Annotated in this window: 3 protein-coding genes; 1 reads left to right on the top strand and 2 read right to left on the bottom strand. The window is 44.0% G+C overall.

The window, feature by feature from the left end:
• Positions 1-31: 31 nt before the first annotated feature.
• Together ACWVCM_RS05095 and ACWVCM_RS05090 are read right to left on the bottom strand one after the other, a co-directional pair.
• Positions 32-277, bottom strand: a complete 246-nt coding sequence (locus ACWVCM_RS05095) for a hypothetical protein (RefSeq protein WP_455200638.1) — start codon at positions 275-277, stop codon at positions 32-34.
• A 91-nt stretch (positions 278-368) separates the two neighbouring features.
• Positions 369-1,391: a dipeptidase gene (locus ACWVCM_RS05090; RefSeq protein WP_455200637.1), complete on the bottom strand. Its 1,023-nt coding sequence runs from the start codon at positions 1,389-1,391 to the stop codon at positions 369-371.
• Between the two features lie 639 nt (positions 1,392-2,030).
• Between ACWVCM_RS05090 and ACWVCM_RS05085 the strand changes: the two genes are divergently transcribed.
• On the top strand, positions 2,031-3,253 hold a 1,223-nt coding region (locus tag ACWVCM_RS05085), incomplete at its 3' end, for a HAMP domain-containing protein (protein ID WP_455200636.1).

The following is a 3,253-nucleotide window of genomic DNA, read 5'->3' as shown; positions in this document are numbered from 1 at the left end:
TTGGTTGTGACAACCCCTAAATTACCATGTGTCAGGTGGGGAATTGCTCATGCATCAGCCCGCGATTAATGGCCTGCTGTTTTCGTTCTTCGAATTGATCTTCATGTTCCTGGCGGTATTTGAAATTTATAATCTCATCATACTTTCCACGTGCGGCCTGTTTTTCTTCTTCAGACAGTTTCCGCCATTCTTCTTTGGAATGCCCATAGTAGGCGGTGGCGCAACCTGCTAACATTAGCGCTGCGATGACCAGGCTATGTTTTATTAGTTTCTCCATTAACGGTTTGATCCACCAGGTGTAATAGGTAACCGTATGGTATTAAACATTTTAGTTATTATTATTCGCATATTCGTCCCATTATGATCAATCAGGGCGCGGGCAGGGAACTGCGAAGCACCCGCAGTGCGTTAATTCCCATAATAGCGTTTATCTCAGTTTCGTTAAAGCCATGTTTCTGAAGTGCCTCTGTCACTAACACTAAACCTGTTGCATCGGTGAGTGTTTCTGTTGCGCCATCAAAGTCTGAACCCAATGCCACGTGCTCAATACCTGCCAGGTCAACGACATGGCGTATGGCGCGTACCGTATCCTGCATTGTTTTACCGCAGGTAGCATATTCGTATAAGCCGATACCGATAACCCCGCCATTTTTTGCGATTGCTTTAATATGACTGTCTTCCAGGTTCCGTGTGGTATCACAGGTAGCACGTACTCCGCCATGTGAGGCGACAACCGGTTTATCGGTTATTTTTAAAACATCATCGATAGTTTGTGGCGAAGCATGCGCTAAATCGATAATCATACCCAGAGATAAAGCTCGTTCAACCATTTGTTGTCCCTTGTCGGTTAAGCCGTGTTTTTGTATGCCATGGGCTGAACCGGCCATGGTATTGTCCATTAAATGAATCAGTCCCAGCATGCGAAAACCGGCTTCAAATAATACGTCGATGTTGGCAGGGTTACCTTCCAGTGCATGGGCACCTTCAAGTGATAATAATGCACCGACTACGGTTTCATCTTGCTTGCGAGTATTGAGTAGTTCATCTAAATCTGCACGTGTCCTGATGAGGTGAAGAGTGCCGTGAGATGCTGCAGCACCATTCTGCAACTTGTCAGCTTGATAGAGTGCTCGCTGCAAGTGACTATCTTGCGTTTCGAGCGGCCAATTTTGAATGGCAGATAACAAGGTGATTAAATCCCATTGATCACGGTTGCCTTCAAAACTGACTGGGAAGGGTACGCCTGTGACAACGCCAAATACCTGTATCGCCACATTTGCTTCCTGCAGGCGGGGTAGGTCAACATGGCCGTAGCTGTTTCGTTCCAGTAAATCTCGGTTCCACAACAACGGATCCGCATGCAGATCTATAACTAACAATTGATGATGCAATTTAGTTGCTGCAGGTGTTGCAATGTAAGGAGGATCAATAGTGGTATCGTTGATCTAACGATCAAATAAAGATGCACAACCTGTGAGATTTACCAGGATAAAACCAGGAATCATTAGTCTAAAAAGAAGCAATCTATAGATTTTCATAGGTACTCAGTTTTAATAGTCAGAATTCAGGCGATTTACTCACCCGAATGCACCGCCATTTTATGGGTCGATATAATCTTCATTTAAAAATTATAAATACCGTCTAAACTATTAAAATTGCAGTGAATTTTGTTAATTAGAACTTGCTTATATACTTAAGGTCACGCGTTAGAAAAGCAAGCTAAGGCATTGACTTAATTTAAGTATTCAGGCATTTTGTTATTTAATATACAACGTATATAAAGATACAAGTAGGGGTCGCGTTTTGAAATTTGATGTTTTGCAGCTCTCCTGTGCACTTCGAATTTCACAGTGCGTCAAATTAGTAAGTCCACTATTACATATTTCCAGGGAATGTCACTTTAACCAACGGCGGTCGCGCTGGCTAAGCTCAGTTGTCCGTCAGCCGGTTATTATTCGTTCGACTAGCGCCAGGTTGTCTGTGAATACGTTAGTCAAATCTGCAAAAGGATTTGGGCTCCAGGGGGAACTATGGCGGTATTGACAGAGCAGTTGTCTTTCTTAAATCATCTCTCGCTGAAGGCGAAAGTTAATATTACTGTTGGAATTATATTTCTGATGGTAATCGTATTTGTAACCTATTTTGCTGTTAGTGAAGAAAAAGACCGTTTGATGGAAGCGGCAGAGAATCAGGTCAAAGAAATTACCACGTTATATTTTGATAGTCTCAATACCATGATGCTGACCGGCACCATGGAGCAGCGTAGTATCCTGCGCAATAAAATGTTGGCACGTAAAGAAGTAACTGATGCGCGTGTTATTCGCGGCCAACCGGTACGTGGACAATTCGGCCCCGGTTTCCCTGAAGAAGAACCCCTGGATGATCTGGATCGTCGTGCATTACTCGGTGAAGATATTATCCTGATAGAAAAACAGGCGGGCCAGCGACAGTTAACTGTATTGACGCCTTTCAGGGCAACAGAAGAAACACGCGGAGTAAACTGCCTGGAGTGTCATAATGTGAAATCAGGCAGTATCAATGGCGCAGTTCGAGTCAGTTATTCATTAGGGTCGGTTGACCAGTCGGTCAATAATGTATTTTGGCGCACTGTTATATTTAATTTGTTTCTATTTGTCACTGGTTTGTTTCTAGTAAACCTGTTTCTAAAAATGTGGATAATTAATCCCCTCAAAGGATTGATGGATGTCGTCAATAAACGTGCTGAAGGCGACACAGAAATTCGCGCCAGGGTTGTGGCAGATGATGAAATCGGCAAACTGGGGCAGTCGTTTAACAATATGGCTGATAACGTTAACGCCATTACACATCGAGAGCATGATACAGCTGAAGATCTGCAACATAAAGTCGACCAGCTATTAGTTGTGGTAAATAAAGTAGCAGAAGGAGATTTTTCGGCGCGCATTGATGTTTCAGGTGATGATGCAATGGGTGAACTAGCCACTGGCCTGCAGGACATGATTGACTATATCAATAAGTCTATCGAAGAAAAACGTGATGCCGTGGAGACTCTGGGCCGTAAAGTTGACAAGATTCTTCAGGTGGTTACCCGTGCCGCTGAAGGTGATTTAACTGGCTCGGTAACGATTGAGGGAGATGATGCCATCAGTAAACTGGCCCGCGGCGTACAGTTGATGGTAGCAAACCTGAATTCCCTGGTATCACAGGTTCAGCGATCAGGAATTCAGGTGACGTCTTCTGCTACCGAAATCGCGGCCACAGCTAAGCAGCAAGA

The organism is Kaarinaea lacus, assembly GCF_975902315.1.
Note: the sequence above shows the minus strand (reverse complement) of the source record. Positions and strands in the feature narration are given on the sequence as shown.

Excerpts from the sequence above, each read along its gene's own strand:
- ACWVCM_RS05095 (WP_455200638.1), bottom strand. The coding sequence starts at position 277 with ATGGAGAAACTAATAAAACATAGCCTGGTCATCGCAGCGCTAATGTTA.